The 18,894-nt window shown below is 57.1% G+C and carries 19 protein-coding genes; 11 read left to right on the plus strand and 8 right to left on the minus strand.

What is annotated here, in order from left to right:
• Positions 1-105 precede the first annotated feature (105 nt).
• The 4 genes from petA (at position 106) to AUQ42_RS06680 (ending at position 3,496) form a co-directional block, all read left to right on the plus strand.
• Positions 106-657 (plus strand): ubiquinol-cytochrome c reductase iron-sulfur subunit, encoded by a 552-nt coding sequence (gene petA / locus AUQ42_RS06665; protein WP_068518324.1) that lies wholly within the window; start codon positions 106-108, stop codon positions 655-657.
• An 8-nt stretch (positions 658-665) separates the two neighbouring features.
• Entirely contained in the window at positions 666-1,937 is a 1,272-nt protein-coding gene (locus AUQ42_RS06670; protein ID WP_082817765.1) for a cytochrome b N-terminal domain-containing protein, read from the plus strand.
• Positions 1,930-2,706: a cytochrome c1 gene (locus AUQ42_RS06675; protein ID WP_068518326.1), complete on the plus strand. Its 777-nt coding sequence runs from the start codon at positions 1,930-1,932 to the stop codon at positions 2,704-2,706. Before AUQ42_RS06670 ends, AUQ42_RS06675 begins: the two co-directional genes overlap by 8 nt.
• 160 nt (positions 2,707-2,866) lie before the next feature.
• Positions 2,867-3,496 carry a LysE family translocator gene (locus tag AUQ42_RS06680; protein WP_068518327.1) on the plus strand — a complete coding sequence of 210 codons (630 nt, stop codon included), beginning with the start codon at positions 2,867-2,869 and terminating at the stop codon, positions 3,494-3,496.
• Positions 3,497-3,544: 48 nt separating this feature from the next.
• On the opposite strand, the gene AUQ42_RS06685 is transcribed toward AUQ42_RS06680, so the two are convergent.
• Together AUQ42_RS06685 and AUQ42_RS06690 are read right to left on the minus strand one after the other, a co-directional pair.
• A complete protein-coding gene (locus AUQ42_RS06685; RefSeq protein WP_082817766.1) occupies positions 3,545-4,384 on the minus strand; it encodes an ABC transporter substrate-binding protein in 840 nt (279 codons plus the stop codon).
• 110 nt (positions 4,385-4,494) lie between these two features.
• Positions 4,495-5,337 carry a class I SAM-dependent methyltransferase gene (locus tag AUQ42_RS06690; RefSeq protein WP_231856700.1) on the minus strand — a complete coding sequence of 281 codons (843 nt, stop codon included), beginning with the start codon at positions 5,335-5,337 and terminating at the stop codon, positions 4,495-4,497.
• 166 nt (positions 5,338-5,503) lie between these two features.
• On the opposite strand from AUQ42_RS06690, the gene gloB reads away from it, so the two are divergent.
• Positions 5,504-6,274, plus strand: a complete 771-nt coding sequence (gloB, locus tag AUQ42_RS06695) for a hydroxyacylglutathione hydrolase (RefSeq protein ID WP_068518329.1) — start codon at positions 5,504-5,506, stop codon at positions 6,272-6,274.
• Between the two features lie 21 nt (positions 6,275-6,295).
• On the opposite strand, the gene AUQ42_RS06700 is transcribed toward gloB, so the two are convergent.
• A complete protein-coding gene (locus tag AUQ42_RS06700; RefSeq protein WP_082817767.1) occupies positions 6,296-7,543 on the minus strand; it encodes an ROK family transcriptional regulator in 1,248 nt (415 codons plus the stop codon).
• 226 nt (positions 7,544-7,769) lie between these two features.
• On the opposite strand from AUQ42_RS06700, the gene AUQ42_RS06705 reads away from it, so the two are divergent.
• From AUQ42_RS06705 to AUQ42_RS06720, 4 genes are all read left to right on the plus strand, one after another.
• Positions 7,770-8,798, plus strand: a complete 1,029-nt coding sequence (locus AUQ42_RS06705) for a sugar ABC transporter substrate-binding protein (protein ID WP_068518330.1) — start codon at positions 7,770-7,772, stop codon at positions 8,796-8,798.
• A gap of 173 nt (positions 8,799-8,971) precedes the next feature.
• On the plus strand, positions 8,972-10,054 hold the full coding sequence (locus AUQ42_RS06710; protein ID WP_068518331.1) for an ABC transporter permease: 1,083 nt from the start codon (positions 8,972-8,974) through the stop codon (positions 10,052-10,054).
• Positions 10,051-10,839 (plus strand): ATP-binding cassette domain-containing protein, encoded by a 789-nt coding sequence (locus AUQ42_RS06715; RefSeq protein ID WP_068518332.1) that lies wholly within the window; start codon positions 10,051-10,053, stop codon positions 10,837-10,839. Before AUQ42_RS06710 ends, AUQ42_RS06715 begins: the two co-directional genes overlap by 4 nt.
• A gap of 129 nt (positions 10,840-10,968) precedes the next feature.
• On the plus strand, positions 10,969-11,598 hold the full coding sequence (locus AUQ42_RS06720) for a nucleoside triphosphate hydrolase (RefSeq protein ID WP_068518333.1): 630 nt from the start codon (positions 10,969-10,971) through the stop codon (positions 11,596-11,598).
• Here AUQ42_RS06720 and AUQ42_RS06725 read toward each other — a convergent pair.
• Positions 11,585-12,469: a LysR family transcriptional regulator gene (locus AUQ42_RS06725; RefSeq protein WP_068518340.1), complete on the minus strand. Its 885-nt coding sequence runs from the start codon at positions 12,467-12,469 to the stop codon at positions 11,585-11,587. The genes AUQ42_RS06720 and AUQ42_RS06725 overlap by 14 nt on opposite strands.
• Positions 12,470-12,584: 115 nt before the next feature.
• Between AUQ42_RS06725 and AUQ42_RS06730 the strand changes: the two genes are divergently transcribed.
• Positions 12,585-13,178, plus strand: a complete 594-nt coding sequence (locus tag AUQ42_RS06730) for a cysteine hydrolase family protein (protein ID WP_068518341.1) — start codon at positions 12,585-12,587, stop codon at positions 13,176-13,178.
• Between the two features lie 67 nt (positions 13,179-13,245).
• Here AUQ42_RS06730 and phbB read toward each other — a convergent pair whose 3' ends face one another.
• From phbB to AUQ42_RS06745, 3 genes are all read right to left on the minus strand, one after another.
• The gene (gene phbB, locus AUQ42_RS06735; protein WP_068518334.1) at positions 13,246-13,968 is read right to left on the minus strand and encodes an acetoacetyl-CoA reductase; all 723 of its coding nucleotides are present in this window, start codon (positions 13,966-13,968) and stop codon (positions 13,246-13,248) included.
• A gap of 251 nt (positions 13,969-14,219) precedes the next feature.
• The gene (locus AUQ42_RS06740) at positions 14,220-15,392 is read right to left on the minus strand and encodes an acetyl-CoA C-acetyltransferase (RefSeq protein WP_068518335.1); all 1,173 of its coding nucleotides are present in this window, start codon (positions 15,390-15,392) and stop codon (positions 14,220-14,222) included.
• 216 nt (positions 15,393-15,608) lie between these two features.
• Positions 15,609-16,070, minus strand: a complete 462-nt coding sequence (locus AUQ42_RS06745; RefSeq protein ID WP_068518336.1) for an Lrp/AsnC family transcriptional regulator — start codon at positions 16,068-16,070, stop codon at positions 15,609-15,611.
• A gap of 327 nt (positions 16,071-16,397) precedes the next feature.
• On the opposite strand from AUQ42_RS06745, the gene AUQ42_RS06750 reads away from it, so the two are divergent.
• On the plus strand, positions 16,398-17,393 hold the full coding sequence (locus AUQ42_RS06750) for a hypothetical protein (protein ID WP_231856701.1): 996 nt from the start codon (positions 16,398-16,400) through the stop codon (positions 17,391-17,393).
• Positions 17,394-17,409: 16 nt separating this feature from the next.
• Here the strand turns inward: AUQ42_RS06750 and AUQ42_RS06755 are convergent, their stop codons facing one another.
• Positions 17,410-18,612 (minus strand): alpha/beta fold hydrolase, encoded by a 1,203-nt coding sequence (locus AUQ42_RS06755; RefSeq protein ID WP_231856702.1) that lies wholly within the window; start codon positions 18,610-18,612, stop codon positions 17,410-17,412.
• Positions 18,613-18,894 lie beyond the last annotated feature (282 nt).

Below are 18,894 nucleotides of genomic sequence, written 5' to 3' on the forward strand. Positions count from 1 at the left end.
GACGTCATTGTTTGATTTTCATCAAGGGAATTCAAACGAGGATGTCCTAAGTCTTGCTTTTGGCAATCCACATGCCTGTTTTGGGGGCAGAAAGAGGGATAAATTATGTCGCAAACGGTGCATTCATCCGGCGATCACCAGCCGGACGAGAACCGCAGGGATTTCCTGACCTTGGCGACCACTGCCGTCGGTGTCGTTGGCACCGGTGTTGCGTTGTGGCCGTTCGTGGACAGCATGAACCCGTCCAAAGATGTTCTCGCACTTGCCTCGGTCGAGGTTAATCTGGCCAACATCCCGGTTGGTCAGGCCGTCAAGGTAATGTGGCGAGGCAAACCGGTCTTTATCCGCCATCGTACAGAGCGCGAAATCAATGAAGCCAACGAGGTTGCATTGAACGAGCTGGTCGATCCGCAGGCCGACGACGCGCGTGTCGAGAAAAAGGAATGGCTGATTGTTGTCGGCGTATGCACCCATCTGGGTTGCATCCCGATGGGCACCGCCACCGGGGAAGCCCGTGGCGATTATGATGGTTGGTACTGTCCGTGCCATGGCTCGCACTATGATACGTCGGGCCGTATCCGCCGTGGTCCTGCGCCGAAGAATCTTGAGGTGCCGACCTACACCTTCCTCACCGACACAACCGTCCGTATCGGCTAAGGAGCTGTATGATGAGCGCACCTCAATGGAATAACAAAGTGGTGAAATGGGTTGATGACCGTCTTCCGGTAATCTCCATGCTGCACCATTCCGCTTACGAATATCCGACCCCGAAAAACCTGTCCTATATGTGGAACTTCGGTTCCCTGGCGGGCTTTGTTCTGGTGACGATGATCCTTACCGGGATTTTCCTGGTAATGAACTATACCCCGCATACCGATATGGCCTTTGAGTCGGTCGAACGCATCATGCGTGATGTGAACCATGGCTGGCTGATCCGCTATATCCACATGAATGGCGCATCGATGTTCTTCATCTGCGTCTTTATCCATATTTTCCGTGGCCTGTATTACGGGTCCTACAAGGCGCCGCGCGAAGTTCTGTGGTGGATCGGTATCCTGATCCTTCTGGCGATGATGGCGACTGCGTTCATGGGTTATGTCCTGCCCTGGGGCCAGATGTCCTTCTGGGGTGCGACGGTTATTACCAACCTGTTCTCGGCCTTCCCGATCATTGGCGATCCGCTGGTGACGTGGCTTTGGGGCGGTTTCTCGGTTGATAACCCGACGCTGAACCGGTTCTTCTCGCTGCATTATCTGATGCCGTTCGTCATTCTGGGCCTTGTTGTCCTGCATGTCTGGGCGCTGCACAGTGTGCGGTCGAACAACCCGACCGGCGTTGAAATCAAAACCCCGCAAGACAGCATTCCGTTCCACCCCTATTACACGATCAAGGATCTGTTCGGGCTGGGCGTTTTCCTGATCTTCTTCTGTGCGTTTGTGTTCTTTGCACCGGATTACCTTGGCCACCCGGACAACTATATTCCGGCAAACCCGCTGGTAACCCCGCCGCACATCGTGCCGGAATGGTACTTCCTGCCGTTCTATGCGATCCTGCGTTCGATCGATTTCACCATCCTTGGCATCCCGGCAAAGCTGCTTGGTGTTCTGGCGATGTTTGCATCGATCGTCATCCTGTTCGTTATTCCGTGGCTTGATACCTCGAAGGTTCGCAGCTCGAAATTCCGTCCGGTTTACAAATGGTTCTTCTGGCTGTTTGTGATCGATACCTTCATCCTCGGCTATTGCGGGGCGAAGGCACCGGATGACTATTTCATGGGAATTCCGGGTCTTAAGGTTATCGTGATGGGTCAGCTTTCGACGCTGTATTACTTCGCGCATTTCCTTGTTGTGATGCCATTGGTCGGGAAGCTTGAAAGAACCAAACCGCTTCCGGCAAGCATCAGTGAGTCTGTTTTGAAGGAGGGTGCAAATGCGTAAGTTCGCACTGACCGCAATTGCTGCCGCCTTCGCGGTAACTGCATTCACCGGTAACGCAGCCAAGGCTGCCGGGGACGCCCCGGTACCGCCGTCACAGGACTGGAGCTGGAAGGGTCTGTTTGGCACGTATGATCGTGCCCAGCTGCAACGTGGTTTCCAGGTCTATAAAAACGTTTGTGCGGGCTGTCACAGCCTGCGGTTCATTGCCTTCCGCAACCTTGAAGGCATTGGATTTAACGAAGACCAGATCAAGGCGATTGCGGCGGAATATGACATTGAAGACGGTCCGAATGACGATGGTGACATGTTCACCCGTCCGGGCAAGCCGTCGGATTATTTCCCGTCTCCGTTCCCGAACGAAAAGGCTGCGGCTGCTTCGAACGGCGGGGCAATTCCGCCTGATCTGTCCCTGATGACCAAAGCACGTGTCGCGGGGCCGGACTATGTGTTCGCGCTTCTGACCGGTTACGAGGAAGAAGCCCCGGAAGGGTTCGATCTTTCCGATGGCAAATCCTATAACCACTATTTCCCGGGCCACCAGATTTCCATGGCACCGCCGCTTTATGATGAAGCGGTCGAATATACCGATGGAACCCCGGCAACCCTGGAACAGCATGCACGTGACGTTGTTGCCTTCCTGAACTGGACGGCGCAGCCGGAACTTGAAGCCCGCAAGGAGCTTGGCCTTAAGGTCATCCTGTTCCTGATTGTGCTGACGGCGATGCTGTATGCGGTGAAACGCAAAATCTGGCGCGATATCGAACATTAAGTTCGGTCATCTGCCCAAGACCTTTGAACAGGCCATCCGTCGTTCGGATGGCCTGTTTGTTTTTGCGCATCTGATGCGCAATCATGGTAATTGACCGCGCTTGGACCATGCCATTGAATGGCGTTCGGCATCGAGCCCGCCCCAATGAAAGCGCCCCAGCATGACCAGTGATCAATTCGCCCTTTATTTTCTGGCAGTCTTTATCGCCACCCTGACCCCCGGCCCGGCCATCATGCTGGGCATTACCAACAGCATCCGGTTCGGCCCGCGTGCGTCGCTGATCGGGGCGCTGGGCTGTGTGACGGGGACCGGGCTTATGGGGTTGTTATCCGCACTGGGTCTGGGCGCGCTGATCCTGACATCGGGCGTGCTGTTTTCGATCATCCATTATGTCGGCGCGGCCTATCTGATCTGGCTGGGCATCAAGTTCTGGCGCGACAGCAGACTGCCCGCCGTCGAAGGGGTCAACAGCACCGAACCCAGACGCACGCCGGGTATCTTGCGCCTTTATGTTCAGGGTTTCATCGTTTCGGCAAGCAACCCCAAGGCCATTGCGTTCTTTACCGCGCTGTTCCCGTTATTTATCGACCATAATGCGCCGCTGATTTCGCAATTTGCCATCATGGATACGACATTTGTCATCATGTCGTTTTCATCGATCATGGCCTATTCGATGTTTGCCGCCCGGTCGCGCCAGTTCCTGACCGGGAATGGCAAGAAATGGTTCCAGCGCATTTCAGGCAGCATCTTTGTCAGTTTCGGGATCGGGCTTGCGGTTTCGGCGCGCTAGGCCGAGACAGCCAATGCGGGCACGGGCAACAGCAGAACGAGCCGGCACCTAATAGGCGAAATAATCGACAACCAGCCGGTCTATTTCGCCCTGGTTGCGCATGTCAGCCAGAGCCTTGTCGAGGTCATCGGCGAACTGATCACGCCAGGGCCACTGGTTATCCGGGTCCGGGCCATAGGCAACAAAGCCGAATTCCTGCCCGATGATGGCGGTTTCGTTGAACAGGCGCGCCATGTTCTTGTCGATGGCAAGTTCGCGCATTCCCGCCAGAATGGCCATGCGTTCATTGACATAGCAATCAACCCGCCCAGCCATCAGAAAACGCAGGTTGCTGGCGGTTGTGTTGGCTTCTTCAAGGGTGATGTCACCGGCATCGACCATGTCAAAGAATGCCTCGCCCGCCAGTCGATAGCCGGCATTATTGGCAAAACGGGCATCCTTGAAATCGCGCGGAAAGACTTTCAGATCGTGGCTGTGGGCGTAATCATTGCTGCACAGGACGACGACCGTTTCGCGCAGGATCGGGATCGAATAGCGGTCAATCCAGTCGCGGTCCTTGCGCGCATAGGGCGGGAAAAACCCCATGATCTTGCCATCCTTGAGCAATTCCATGCCGCGGCGAAACGGCACGCTGACAATATCGAGATGATATTGCGGCATTCTGGCGAAGGCCTTTTTGAGGATGCGCACATAGATGCCTTCGGCGCCGGTTCCGTCAAAATAGGCATAGGGACGGTTGCTGTCTTCGGCATAAAGGGTGATGGTGCGCGGGATATTGCTGCTTTGGACCGGCTCGGCGCGGGCGCAAAGCGATGTGGTCAGCACAGCCCCGACCAGCATGCACCCCGTAAAGCGGACAGCATTTCGCACAGCATTTCTGAAATTCATGCCCCTATTATGGGGGAAGACTGCACGGGTCTGTCAATTGTCATGAGGTAACAGATCATTGCAGATCATTGCAGATCATTGCCGATCCGGGCGCCAAACCGGCCCGGACATCATGCGGGCTTGTCGGTCCGATCCGTAAGCCGCGCATCATCGGCGGCGTCGGCGACATCGACCCTGGCGGACCGCGATGACAGGACGTGGTTCTTTTGATGCTGGTGATTGCCTTCGGCCGGGCGAAGGGGCGGTACGGTTACCGGAATGTGGACCAGACGGCGCTTGCGCGACGGGGTGCCGGTGCTGGCATAAAGCTGTTTGCCGGCTTCGACGATCGAGACACCGGCAAAGGCCTTGAACAGGCGCGATCCGATATTTTCAAACAGCTGCGACCAGCGCAGGAACAGGCGGCGCTGGGTCGGTGGCAGGAACAGCGCGCGGCTGTGCTGGACCGGCAGGAACATGTTTTCGCGCATCAGGTTTTGCAATTGGGACACGCTATAGGGATGGCCATAACCAAACGGCGTCTTTTCCGACCAGGACCAAAGCGAGCTTCGGTTCGGAGTCACGACCACGATCCGGCCATTGGGCGTCAAGACCCGCCAGCATTCGCGCATCAGACGGCGCATGGAATCGGAATGTTCGACCAGATGGACCAGCAGAATGCGATCAACCGAACTGTCCGGCAGCGGCAGCATGGTTTCTTCGGTCAGGGCAACCCGGTTTTCTTCGTCCACGGGCCAGTGCACGCAGCCCTGACGGGCGGGCATGAAGGCCATGACGCGTTCGGCCTCGCCGATAAAGGGACGCAGATAGGGTGTGGCATAGCCAAAGCCCAGCACCCGCATGCCCCGCACATCCGACCACATGACGCGCAGGCGCCTGCGGATCAGGCGACGGGCGGCCTGACCGATACTGCTGGCATAAAAACGGTGAAGATCAACGACATCCTGCGGCATTCGGTAAACCTATCATCCCCTTTGCGGCACGGAAACATCTTTGCAGACAGTTCGGTCCCGACCCTAGCATAGAATGTCAAAATCTTTGGATTTTGGGTGATTGTTTCAAGACAGTCCTTGCTGATAGTCTTGGGGCAATTACACAAATTCAGTGCAGAGGTACGCCATGGCCGCGGGCGAAGTGATCGTTATTCCGTGTCTTTCAGACAATTACACCTATCTTGTGCGCTGTCATTACAGCGACGTCACCGCCGTGATTGATCCGGGCGAAGCAGCCCCGGTGATTGCCGCCCTTGAGGAACGGGGCTGGAACCTTGATCTGGTGATCAATACCCATCACCACCATGACCATATTGGTGGCAATGGCGAACTGATTGAAAAATACGGGGCGAAGCTTTTGGGCCCGGCGGCGGAAAGTGCGCGCATTCCCAATATGGATGAAACATGCGCCGAGGGGGATCAGGTTCTGATCGGGGATCTCAAGGGACGGGTCTTTGACGTTCCGGGTCATACCAGCGGCCATATTGCGTTTTATTTCCCGGCGGTTACCGCGCTGTTTTCGGGTGACAGCCTGTTTGCGCTGGGCTGCGGGCGGTTGTTTGAAGGCACACCGGCACAGATGTGGGATTCTCTTTGCAAGTTCCGTGATCTTCCGGGCAGCACCCAGGTCTATTGCGGGCATGAATATACCCAGTCCAATGCGCGCTTTGCCAAAACCATCGAACCGGACAATCCGATCCTGATTGCACGCTGTCAGGATATTGACGGGCTGCGCGCGCGCAATTTGCCGACCATTCCGTCGCGTCTTGATGTCGAGCTTGCGACCAACCCGTTCCTGCGGGCTGATGAGCCGTCGCTTGCCGCAGCAATCGGCATGAACGGCCAAAGCCCGGTCGATATCTTTGCCGAGATCCGCAAGCGCAAGGACAGTTTCTAGGGTCTGGGTCCGGGTCCGGGGTTATTGCATCTGCTTGAACAGGACATTCTGATCAAGCAGATAGCGCGAGAATAAAGGCAGACTTGCCGCCCCGATGGCACGCGCGGCACTGCCGACCTGGCCCTGTTCGATATGGGGGCGTTCGATGCCCTGAAGGTCAAGGTCGCTGGTGGCTGCCCGGGTTGCCGCGACCAGCCGGGCACAGACATCGGGCGGAAAGCCGCCATCGACAATCACCGCTTCGAAATCGATCACCGAACAGACCGAGGTAATGGCGATTGCCAGACTGCGTGCGGTGTGGCTGATCCAGATATCAAGGGTTTCGCCCAGCGTGTTCCAATAGTCCGGGTCGCGCCACAGCATGGCGGGATCACGGCCGTCACGGGTCAGCATATCTTCAAGCACAAAGATCGATGCCTGATCGATCAACTGGCTGGGATGGCCGCTGCGCGAGGAAACCGGCATTGATCCGAAAGCCCCGGCATTGCCGGTACGCCCGGCATAAAGCGCCTGATTGAGCACCACGCCACCGCCGATAAACGATCCGATAAAGAAATAGGCAAAGTCGGCATAGTTCGGACCAAGGCCAAAGACCAGTTCGGCCCCGCAGGCGGCGGTTGCGTCATTTTGCTGAAAGACCGGGAATGGCACGATGGCACCGATGGTGTCGATCAGATCGACTTCGCGCCAGGCATTCATGTCTTCGACCGGGGCGCCGACTTCATCCACCCAGTTCCAGAGCTCAAACGGGGCGGCAATGCCGATCCCGGCAATGCGGTTGCGCTGATCCGTCCCAAGACCGGCGGTGATGCGGTCAATCGAGTCCCGAACAAATTGGCGGATGCCATCGGGGGTCGGGTATTTATAGGCTTCCTTGAGCGACGCCCGCACGGTGCCGACAAAATCCAGCAGGATCAGTTCGGCACTGCGCCGGCCGATCTTCAGACCATAGGAAAATACCCCGTCGGGATTAAGCGCCATCGGGACTTTGGGTTTGCCGACCTTGCCGCGGACCGGGGTGCCGCGTTTGAGCAATCCGTCCTTTTCAAGGGCGCGCATGATCACGGAAACCGTCTGGGCCGAAAGCCCCGAAAGCCTTGCAATATCGGCCTTTGACAGACCGGCATTGCGGCGGACCAGCGACAGGACAAGCCGTTCATTATAGGCGCGCACACGCAGCTGATTGGCGCCGCCGCCCGGATGCAGCGGACGTGCTGCCTGATCTTCCGCCCCTGTTTGGTCGGGGCTGGTCGATATGGTTTGCGTCATCTGGTCCTCCCACTCGGGTCCTTTAATGCCCGATTGCGGTTCAGAGTGACAGGATTAATTAATAAATCAACCGGATTTATTAATTGACAGCCCCGCCGGATTGGTGTGTGCTAGGCGGCAGACAGGTTGAAGGCCCTGAAGAAAATGCGCGCCACGATCTGTTGGAAAACAAATGGTGCTGGTCGAAACCGATCAGCCATTCAGGTTCATCCCTGGGAGGAAACACATGAAAAAAGCACTTCTTGGCGCAACCCTTGGTGCGCTTGCTCTTGGCCTATCGGCTGCCCCCAATGCGGCACAGGCTGCCGATATCGGGGCCTGCCTGATTACCAAAACCGACATCAACCCGTTCTTTGTCAAAATGAAAGAAGGGGCTTCGGCCAAGGCCGAGGAACTTGGCATCGATCTTTCGACCTATGCCGGGAAAATCGATGGCGACCATGAAACACAGGTCCAGGCCATCGAGTCCTGCATTGCATCGGGGGCCAAGGGTATTCTTCTGACCGCATCGGACACCAAGGCGATTGTGCCGGTGGTCAAAAAGGCCCGGGATGCCGGGCTGCTTGTGATTGCGCTTGATACGCCGCTTGAACCGATCGATGCGGCCGATGCGACCTTTGCCACCGACAATTTCAAGGCAGGCGAGCTGATTGGTCAGTGGGCGGCGGCCAAACTGGGCGACAAGGCAAGTGATGCGAAAATCGCGCTGCTTGATCTGTCGCCAAGTGCGCCGTCGGTCGATGTCTTGCGCGATCAGGGCTTCATGAAAGGTTTCGGGATCGACATCAAGGACCCCAACAAGATCGGGGACGAGGATGACGCCCGGATCGTTGGTCACGACGTGACCAGCGGCAATGAGGAAGGTGGCCGCAAAGCCATGGAAAACCTTATGCAACGCGACCCGGATATCAATGTTGTCTATACGATCAACGAACCGGCCGCGGCGGGTGCCTATGAGGCGCTCAAGGCATTTGGCATGGAAGAAGGCGTTCTGATTGTTTCGGTCGATGGCGGCTGCCCGGGTGTGGCCAACGTCAAGGATGGCGTGATTGGTGCGACCTCCCAGCAATATCCGCTTCTGATGGCGTCCAAGGGAATCGAAGCAATCAAGGCATGGGCGGATAGCGGTGAAAAACCGCAGAATTCGCAGGGCCTGAACTTCTATAACACCGGCGTCAATCTTGTGACCGACCAGCCTGTTGACGGTGTGCCGTCAATCAGCGTTGCCGAGGGCACGGATCGCTGCTGGGGTTAAGGATCCCTTCCGCTTCGAAGGAGGGCGGCAAGAAGTTCGCCCTCCTTGTCCCACTTTAGATTACACTTGGTCGACATCCGCAAACCAAACCGGTCATCAGAACCGGACGGGTGACTTCCGGGCCGTGCGCGCACCCTGCCCCGCACAGACCCGAACCAGGTCGGGAGGAACAGATGAGCGATACAGCTCAGTCGTCACGCAAAAAACAGGATTTCGAGCAGTCGCTTGAATCCAGTGACCGCTCCATTGCAACATTCGAACACAAATCACGCAGCCTGTTTGACAATGTGCAGCATTTCCTGCACGGCAACCCGACGATGGTACCGGTGATCGTTCTGATCGCGTCCATCGTGATTTTCGGCTTTGTTGCAGGCAGCAAATTCTTTTCACCCTTTAACCTGTCGCTGATCATGCAGCAGGTCTCGATCATCGGGATTCTGGCCGCGGCACAAAGCCTTGTCATCCTGACCGCGGGCATCGATCTTTCGGTCGGGGCGATCATGGTTCTGATGTCGGTGATCATGGGCCAGCTTGCCATTACCCTTGGCGTGCCCGCCCCGATTGCGATCATTGCGGGCTGTATCGGCGGGATTGCGGCCGGGGGCCTTAACGGTTTTCTGGTCACCCGGATCAAGTTGCCGCCTTTCATCGTCACACTGGGCACCTGGAACATTTTCTTTGCGCTTAATCTGTGGCTTTCGGGCGCGCAGTCGATCCGCAGCCAGACGCTTGATGAAATTGCCCCGCTTTTGAAATTCTTTGGCGAAAGCATCGCGCTTGGCGGGGCACGCATCACCTATGGGTCGATCCTGATGCTGGTGATTTTCGGGGTGCTTTGGTACATCCTGAACCATACCAGCTGGGGGCGGCATGTTTATGCGATTGGCGATGACAAGGAAGCCGCCGAGCTTTCGGGCATTCGCACCAACCGCACCCTGATCATGGTTTACGGTCTGGCCGGACTTGTATGCGGCATCGGGGCGTGGGCATCGATCGGACGGGTCGGATCGGTTTCACCGCAAAGCTTTCAGGAGGCCAATCTTCAATCGATTACCGCTGTGGTGATTGGTGGCATCTCGCTGTTTGGCGGGCGCGGGTCGATCATCGGCCCGCTGATCGGGGCGTTGATTGTTGGCGTGTTCAATTCCGGGCTTCGTTTGGCGGGTGTGGATGTTCTGTGGCAGGTCTTTGCCATTGGCTGGCTGACCATCATTGCCGTGGCCATTGACCAGTGGATCAGAAAGGTGTCGTCATGAGCAACACAGCAAAACCGGTTCTTCGGGCGCGCGGGATTGTCAAACGCTATGGCCGGGTAACCGCACTTGATCATGCCGATTTCGATCTTTATCCCGGCGAGGTTCTGGCCGTTATCGGCGATAACGGGGCGGGGAAATCATCGCTGATCAAGGCGCTTTCAGGGGCGATCACGATTGATGAAGGCAGCATCGAACTTGATGGCAAGCCGATCGGTTTCACATCGCCGATGGAGGCCCGCGAAGCCGGGATCGAGACGGTTTATCAGAACCTTGCGCTGTCGCCGGCCCTGTCGATTGCCGATAACATGTTCATGGGGCGCGAACTTCGCAAGAAGGGCATCATGGGCAAATATTTCGGTGCGCTTGATCACAAGGAAATGCAACGGCTGGCGCGTGAAAAACTGTCCGAGCTTGGCCTGATGACCATTCAGAACATCAACCAGGCGGTCGAGACCCTTTCTGGGGGACAACGCCAGGGGGTTGCGGTCGCGCGGGCGGCGGCATTCGGATCGCGCGTCGTGATCATGGATGAACCGACCGCCGCGCTTGGTGTGAAGGAAAGCCGGCGTGTGCTGGATCTGATTGCCGATGTGAAGGCGCGCGGCATGCCGATTGTGCTGATTTCGCACAATATGCCCCATGTGTTCGAGGTCGCGGACCGCATTCACGTCCATCGGCTGGGCAAACGGCTTTGTACCATCAAACCCGATGATTACAGCATGTCCGATGCGGTTGCCTTCATGACCGGGGCCATGGAACCACCCGCGGCGGATGCCACCACATGATCCGATGCTGGTTGTCCCGATAATGGCATGACACCAGACCGGACGGGGCAGGATGGCCCAAAGCAGCCTTGGCCCGCCCGTTCAAAAACAAAAAACCACAAGACATCAATTCCAGAAGACCCAACCCAGATGACACCCGACATTGACGAACTGGCGGCGATGATCCGCGCACAACAAACTGATGATCAGCGCATCCTGGTTGCGATCATCGGGGCACCAGCATCGGGCAAATCACATTTGTCCGACCGGCTTTATCACCATCTGGGGGGTGATGAAGCCGGTGCTGCTGTTGTGCCGATGGATGGTTTTCATTTTGATGATGCGATCCTGAAACAACGCGGGCTGTTATCACGCAAGGGTGCTCCGCACACCTTTGATGTCGGGGGATTGAAGCGCATCCTGCTTGCGCTGCGCGATAGCCCAGATGAAGAGATCTATGTGCCGGTTTTTGACCGCGCACTTGAAATATCACGCGGATCGGCACGCGCCATTTCGCCGCGCCACCGCATCATTCTGGTCGAAGGCAATTACCTGTTGCTTGATCAGGAACCATGGAACGGGCTTCACGGGCTTTTTGATCTGTCGGTGTTTCTTGAAGTGCCTGAAGAAACCCTGCGCGCACGCCTGATTGACCGGTGGCAGGGCCTTGGTTTTGACCATCAATCAGCCATCACCAAAGCCGAGCATAATGATCTGCCCAATGCCTTGACGGTTGCCAGATCCAGCAAACCGGCCACCATCACAATCACAAACGTGTAATGAAATCCCCGTCAAGCAGGATGCCCGTCAGCCAGTCGATGACGGCGCGGACATGGGGCAGATGGCGTTTTTCCTGATGGGCTAGAAGCCAGACTTCGCGGCCGGTCGGGTGGTAGGTATCCAGGCATCTGAGAAAGTCGATGCGTTCCCCGACGCATCGGGGCAAAAGGGCGCAACAGGCATACCCCGTCATCATAGAAACCATGATCGATCCGCGATTGGCATAGCCAATAACTGTCCGGTCGGGGAAATGATCGGCCAGCCATTTTTGTTCGGGCTTGTCGGCAAAGAATTCGTCAAGGTCGATCCATGGCAGGGTTTGCGGATCCATCGCGGTTGCCGGCAGCCCGTTCGGATTGCAATAGATGCCATATTCAAGATGGCCGAGCTTGCGGATATGAAACGCCCCGCTATCGGGTCGGGCCAGGCGGATGGCGATATCGGTTTCACGTTGTGGCAGACTGAGATTGCGGTTGGCCCCGATCAGTTCCAAAGCAATTTTCGGAAAGCGTTGATGCAGATCGGCGATATGCGGGGCGACGCAATCTTGTAAAATCGCATCAACCCCGGTCAGGCGCACAATGCCGCCAACAGCCCCGTCAGCCTGTTCGGAAACCGGATCGCGTGTCAGCAAATCCGATACCGTGTCCTGCATGTGTTGGGCTGTTTGCAACAGAACCTGCGCACGGGCGGTTGGTGCCAGCGCACGACCATCGCGGTGCAAAATGGCATAGCCCACCCATTCTTCCAGCCGGGCAATGCGGCGCGCCACCGTCGTCTGGTTCACCCCGAGTTCACGGGCAGCGGCACTCATATTCCCGGCCTGACAAACATGGGCAAAGGTCCGCAATCCTTCCCAATCAAGTGACATCATACATTCCACTGATCTGCATTTTTGCAGATTATAATCGAATTATTGCCGATGGATAATGCAATTTCGCAGAGACATGATGGGGCATCAGCGAAACAAACAAAGGATGCCGAAAATGACTGCGAAAACCATTTTTGATCTTGCCGGGGCTAGTCTTGTGACCGGAACACCCGATGATGCCGCCCTGATCGTGATTGACGCACAGGAAGAATACCGCAGCGGCAAACTGCAACTGTCGGGTCTTGAGCCCGCACTGGCCAATATTCAGAAACTTCTGAGCCATTGGCGGGCACAGGGCGGGACCGTTATCCATATTCAGCATCACGCAACCGGCCTGTTTGATCCAAGCGGCCCCTATGCCGCGATCATGGCCGAGGTTGCCCCCAAGGAGGGTGAGGCAATCCTGACCAAATCGGTCCCAAGTTCGTTTGGTGGCACCGGACTTGACGAACTGTTGCAACAAGGCGGTTTCAAGCAGGTGGTGATCACCGGCTTCATGACACATGTTTGTGTATCAACCACCGCCCGGGTCGCCGATGAAAAGGGATACGGGGTCACGGTGGTATCGGATGCCACCACCACGCGCGATCTGCCCGATGCAATCAGCGGCAAGACAATACCGGCCGCTGACCTGCATCGCCACGAACTGACCATGCTGGGTGATACCTTTGCCAAGATTGTCTCGACCAGGGATGTATTGGCAGCCTGATCCCGGATCGACAAAACGCCCCGCAAATTTGTCTGCGGGGCGTTGTTTTGATCCGGCGCAGGCGGGATCAGAACATGTGCTGACCGCCATTGATCGACAGGCAGGAACCGGTGATGAAGCCGGAATTCGGGCCGCAAAGATAGAGGATCGCCTGAGCGATTTCGTCGGCTTCGCCCAGTCGGCCGACCGGGATTTTGGCAACGATGCCTTCGAGAACCTTTTCCGGGACGGCCGCCACCATGTCGGTATTGATATAGCCCGGCGCGATGGTGTTGACCGTAATGCCCTTGCGCGCAACTTCCTGGGCAAGGGCCTTGGTAAAGCCGTGCACACCGGCCTTGGCCGCGGAATAGTTGGTCTGGCCGAACTGGCCGGCCTGCCCGTTGATCGAGGAAATATTGACAATGCGGCCAAAGCCGCGGGCCCGCATGCCTTCAAGAACCGGTTTGGTCATATAGAATAGCGAGCTGAGATTGGTTTCGATCACTGCATGCCATTGTTCGGTTTCCATTTTATGCATGAAACCGTCACGGGTGATGCCGGCATTGTTGATCAGAATATCGATCGGGCCAATATCGGCCTCGACCTTGGCGATGCCAGCCGCACAGCCATCGGGATCCGCGACGCTCCATTTGCAGGTTGCAATGCCTGTTTCATCGCTGAAGGCCTTTGCGGCCTCGTCATTGCCAGCATAGTTCGCAACGACGGTATAGCCCGCATCCTTGAGCGCCAGGCTGATTGCCTTGCCAATACCGCGGGTTCCACCGGTTACCAGTGCTGTTTTTGTCATGGTCGCCTCCCTAAACTTCGTTCATCAAGCCTGTCTTCATAACGAGTCTCGTAGTTTGCCCTTCTACGACGCACGTAACTTTAATCCATAAAATACCTTATATATGTAATTTTATTACTTCTCCATGATCTATGTCAGCCGGTCGGTTTAGTCTTTCGTCGCACTGCAACATGACTTTCCGAAATGCAAACGGGGCCTCCCCCATTCAAGAGGACGCCCCGCGCAGCAGAAAATTCAGTCAGAAACTTGCGTTAGCGCTCGACGCACAGCGCAACTCCCATGCCGCCACCGATGCAAAGCGTCGCGAGACCTTTTTTCGCGTCGCGTTTCTGCATTTCATACAGCAGCGTGGTGAAGACACGTGCGCCCGATGCCCCGATCGGATGGCCAAGCGCAATCGCACCGCCATTGACATTGACCTTGTCGGTATCCCAGCCCATGTCACGATTGACCGCAATTGCCTGGGCGGCAAAGGCTTCGTTGGCTTCGATCAGGTCAAGATCGGCGGCCGACCAGCCGGCTTTTTCAAGGGCCTTTTTCGAGGCCGGGATCGGACCTGAGCCCATGATGGCCGGATCAACACCCGCCGTCGCCCAGCTTTTGATCGTTGCAAGCGGGGTCAGGCCACGTTTGGCAGCCTCGGCTGCGGACATCACAACAAGGGCAGCAGCCCCGTCATTGATGCCCGATGCGTTGCCGGCCGTGACCGTGCCTTCCTTGTCAAAGGCCGGGCGCAATTTGGCCATGCCTTCGGCGGTTGCACCATGGCGCGGATATTCATCGGTATCAAAGACGATATCGCCCTTGCGGTTGGCGATGGTTACCGCAGCGATTTCATCATTGAAGCGGCCGGATTTCTGGGCGGCTTCGGCCTTGTTCTGGGAACCGGCAGCAAAGGCGTCCTGTTCTTCGCGCGAAATGCCCCATTTGGCGGCAATGTTTTCAGCCGTGTTGCCCATGTGATAGCCGTTGAAAGCACACCACAGGCCGTCCTTGATCATGCTGTCGATGAATTTGACATCGCCCATTTTATGCCCGGCGCGCAGATGTGCGACATGGGTTGAAAGTGACATGTTTTCCTGACCACCGGCAACCACGATATTGGCGTCCCCGGTCATGATCTGCTGGGCGGCAAGGGCCACCGTGCGCAGACCCGAACCACAGACCTGGTTGATCAAAAAGGCGGTTGCGCGATCCGAGATGCCCGCACCGATGGCGGCCTGACGGGCGGGGTTCTGCCCCTGACCACCTGTGAGAACCTGGCCGAGGATGACTTCATCCACCGCGTCCCCTTCAACGCCCGCGCGTTCCAGTGCAGCCTTGATGGCAACAGCACCCAGATCATGTGCCGGCGTATTCGCCAGCGTGCCACTGAATGCGCCGATTGGTGTACGCGCTGCACCCACAATTACGACGTCGGTCATGAAACCCTCCGATTATTCCTGATTACGTTTCCCTGGACCGGGCAACGATTTTTCATTTCTGCCCAGACATGGTCCTATGACGATATTATCGCACTGCAACAATTTTCCAAGCATTGATGCCTACCACTTTCGGACAGCCCCGCCGGACCACACCCCAAAGCCGATTTACGCCACGTCTTCGCATAACCTGTGATTAAGAGTGTGCGCCTTGCGCCCCTAGATCGCAAGCCCCGGTTCATCTTTTAGGACTTCTGTCACAATATAGGTTCGGTACCAGACGATATTGTCATCGGCGTCAAAAAGCGTTTCACACAGGGCGGTATATTCGGCCATGTCACGCATATGCAAAACCAGAACGCCGGTGACTTCGCCGGTGACAAGATAGCATTGCTGAACCGCGGCGAGGTCGCGGACCTTGGCAATGAAGTCCTGGCGATAGCGATTGCCGTGCCGGTGGAATTCAAGATTGATCACCGCGGTCAGGGGCCGGCCGACAAAGGCCGGATCAATGACCGCGACTGTTTTGCGAATCACCCCGTTTTCACGCAGCCTGGCGACCCGGCGCAAGCAGGCCGATGGCGAAAGGCCGATCCGTTCGGCCAGTTCGGCATTGGGGATGTCTGCATCTGTCTGCAACAGACGCAGGATTTTCATATCGATCTGATCCAGTTCGGCCATAGACACGCAACTCCAAAGCGCGATTTTATCACACAACGCTGCCACATTGCGTGCGTTTGCGCAAATTCGCCGCCCACCCATCGGGAACGCATGGCATGATCCGGGGCATCAGAGACCCTCGCCCACCAGCGAACAAATTGCGATGACAGGTTTGCCCCCTGTCAATGACTGTCACAGAACGGGATGGACAGACCGGCATCTTTGCCCCAGAGATGCCGGGAAGATCATTCAGTCGAACTGCCACCGCCCCAACTTCAACCTGGTCGGATGTGATCCTTGCGCGCGCCAAAGGGCCCGCCACATCATGACCAACGGATAACCGCCCCGATGACCCGTGCCATGCAACGTTATGTTTTTGATCTGATCAATCGCAGCCAGAAGCTTTTCATCACCCTGATGAAGGTGATGCTGCCGGTGATGATCATTGTCCGCATTGCCGAGGAATTCGGCGCGATCAAGGTGGCGTCGGATCTTTTGACGCCGGTGATGTCATTGATCGGGTTGCCGGCCGAGGCGGGCCTGATCTGGGCGACCTGCGCGCTGGTCAGCATGTATGGCGCGGTTGGGGCCTTTATCGGGTTATCGGCCCATCTTGATATGACGGCCGCACAGTTAAGCGCGCTTTGCGCCATGATGCTGTTTGCCCATGGTCTTCCGGTCGAACAGGCGATTGTCAAACGGGCCGGTGCCAGCCTGATTGCCACCACGGCCCTTCGGATCGGGGCGGCCATCGGGTATGGCGCATTGGTCACATGGGTCAGCAATATGACCGGCTGGCTGTCCGAGCCGGTGGATTTTTCATGGATGGCCGGCAGCACGGTCAGTGAAACCGCATCCGGGCTTGCCGGTTGGGGGGACTGGGTGGTGCAGACCGTCAAGTCGCTGATTGTCAGTTTTGCCGTGATAACCGCGCTTCTGGTGGTGCTTGATGTCATGAAGGTCACGGGGCTTACCGACAAGTTCACCCTTGCCCTGTCGCCGATCCTGCGGGTGTCGGGCCTGTCGCGCGATGTCGCCCCGGTCACGACCATTGGTGTGTTGCTGGGTCTGACATTTGGCGGGGCGCTGATCATTGATGATGCGCGCAAGAACAATTACCCGCCGCGCACGCTTTTCCTGTCACTGAGCTGGTTGTCGCTGTCGCATTCATTGATCGAGGATACGGCGATCATGCTGGCACTTGGTGCCGATATCTGGGTGGTTCTGGTCGGGCGGGTGATCCTGACATTGATCATCATCGCGCTTCTCGCCCGCCTGACCATTCGCTGGGACCGCAAACCCGACCCGGAACCCGATCAACTGGTGACCGATACATCAGGCTGATTAAGGGGCAGGCTGATTATGGCGCGGGCCTGTCACCTGCCAACCATTTCGCCACCGGTTCCCACGTTGATTTTTCGGCGCGCGATCCGACCATCATGCCGATATGGCCGCTTGACGGGTGAAGTTCAGTGCGCAGATCTTCGGGGAAGGCATCAAACAGGGCCTGCGCACTTTCGGGCGGCACGATGCGGTCATTTTCCGGAATGACCGCCAGCACCGGACAGGACAAATCCGCCGGATTGATATCAATGCCGTCAATCTGCCATTCGCCCTTGGCCGGTTTGTTTTCGACATACCAGCCGATCAGACAATCGACCGACACCCGACGCGTTAACGGCACGCCGTCATTAAGCCAGTCTTCAAGGGCGACGAAATCATGCGCCCGGGCGGAATCGGTTGCCATCTGACCAAAACGGCGGAATTTTTCACCAATCATGAAGGGATCGAGGCTGGCAAACAGGCTTTGCAGCACATCGACCGGCAAGGTGTCATGAATGGCCAGCATATGGGGCAGTGACGGCGCAAAGGCGGCCGCAATGCGCGACTGGGTCGGGCCGGCCGCCATGAAGTCCCACGGGGTGGCGAGCAGGACAAGCTTTGAAACCTGTGCCGGGTCCAGAAGTGTCGCCGCCAGTGCCAGAACCCCGCCCATGCAATAGCCGACCACCGGAACCGGCCCGCCATTCATATCGGCGACATCCTGAAGGATGGTCACCAGACGGGCAGCGATATAATCATCAAGTCCGAAATTGGCTTCATCAAGCCCCGGATAGCCCCATTCGACCAGAAGCGGGCGATAGCCGCATTTGGCGAGATAGCGGGCAAAGCTGCGTTTCTCATTGAGATCAAGGATATAGCCGCGATTGACCAGCGATGGCACCAGCAACACATATTTGCCCGCCGCCTGATCATCATCGGGGCTCAGGGCACCATAATCATATACACGGGTCGATCCGTCTTCCCAGATGACCGGGATATCGCCATCGGCCCCGTCGCGCGGGCGGCGATAAGGATGGCGTTGATAGGACCGCACCCCGTCATGGAATCCGGCATGCCGGTCAAAGGCGACACGATCCAGAGCCTGGGCGATATCGTCAGGATGGAAGGCTTCAATCTCGCGAAGGAGGTTTTCCGCCTGTTCCTTCAGTTCCGGCTTCCAGGGCAGCAATTGTTTCAGAAAGATCGGCAATGCGGCGCGCGAGCTGAGCCAGCTCGTCATCTCGACTGCCATGTGCATCGGAAGCGGCCGTGGCCCTGCCCGTTTCTGACTTTGCCTTTTTGGCGGAAGCGGTTTTGGTCGCATCGGACTGATCATTCTTCCCCTGCCCCTTTGCAGCATTTTTTGCAGCCGTCGTCTTTTTACGTGATTTGGCCGGTGATGGCCGATCGTCCGCTGTCGCCCCGGCTGGCGGTGCCGCCGCCGCAGGCGATGCGTTTCCGGTAGCCTCAGTAGTCCCGCCAGCCCCGCCAATCCCGGCATCAGCTTTATCGGCGGGGGGTG

Source organism: Thalassospira sp. MCCC 1A02491 (assembly GCF_001613785.1).
In the GTDB taxonomy this organism is placed as follows: Bacteria; Pseudomonadota; Alphaproteobacteria; order Rhodospirillales; family Thalassospiraceae; genus Thalassospira; species Thalassospira povalilytica.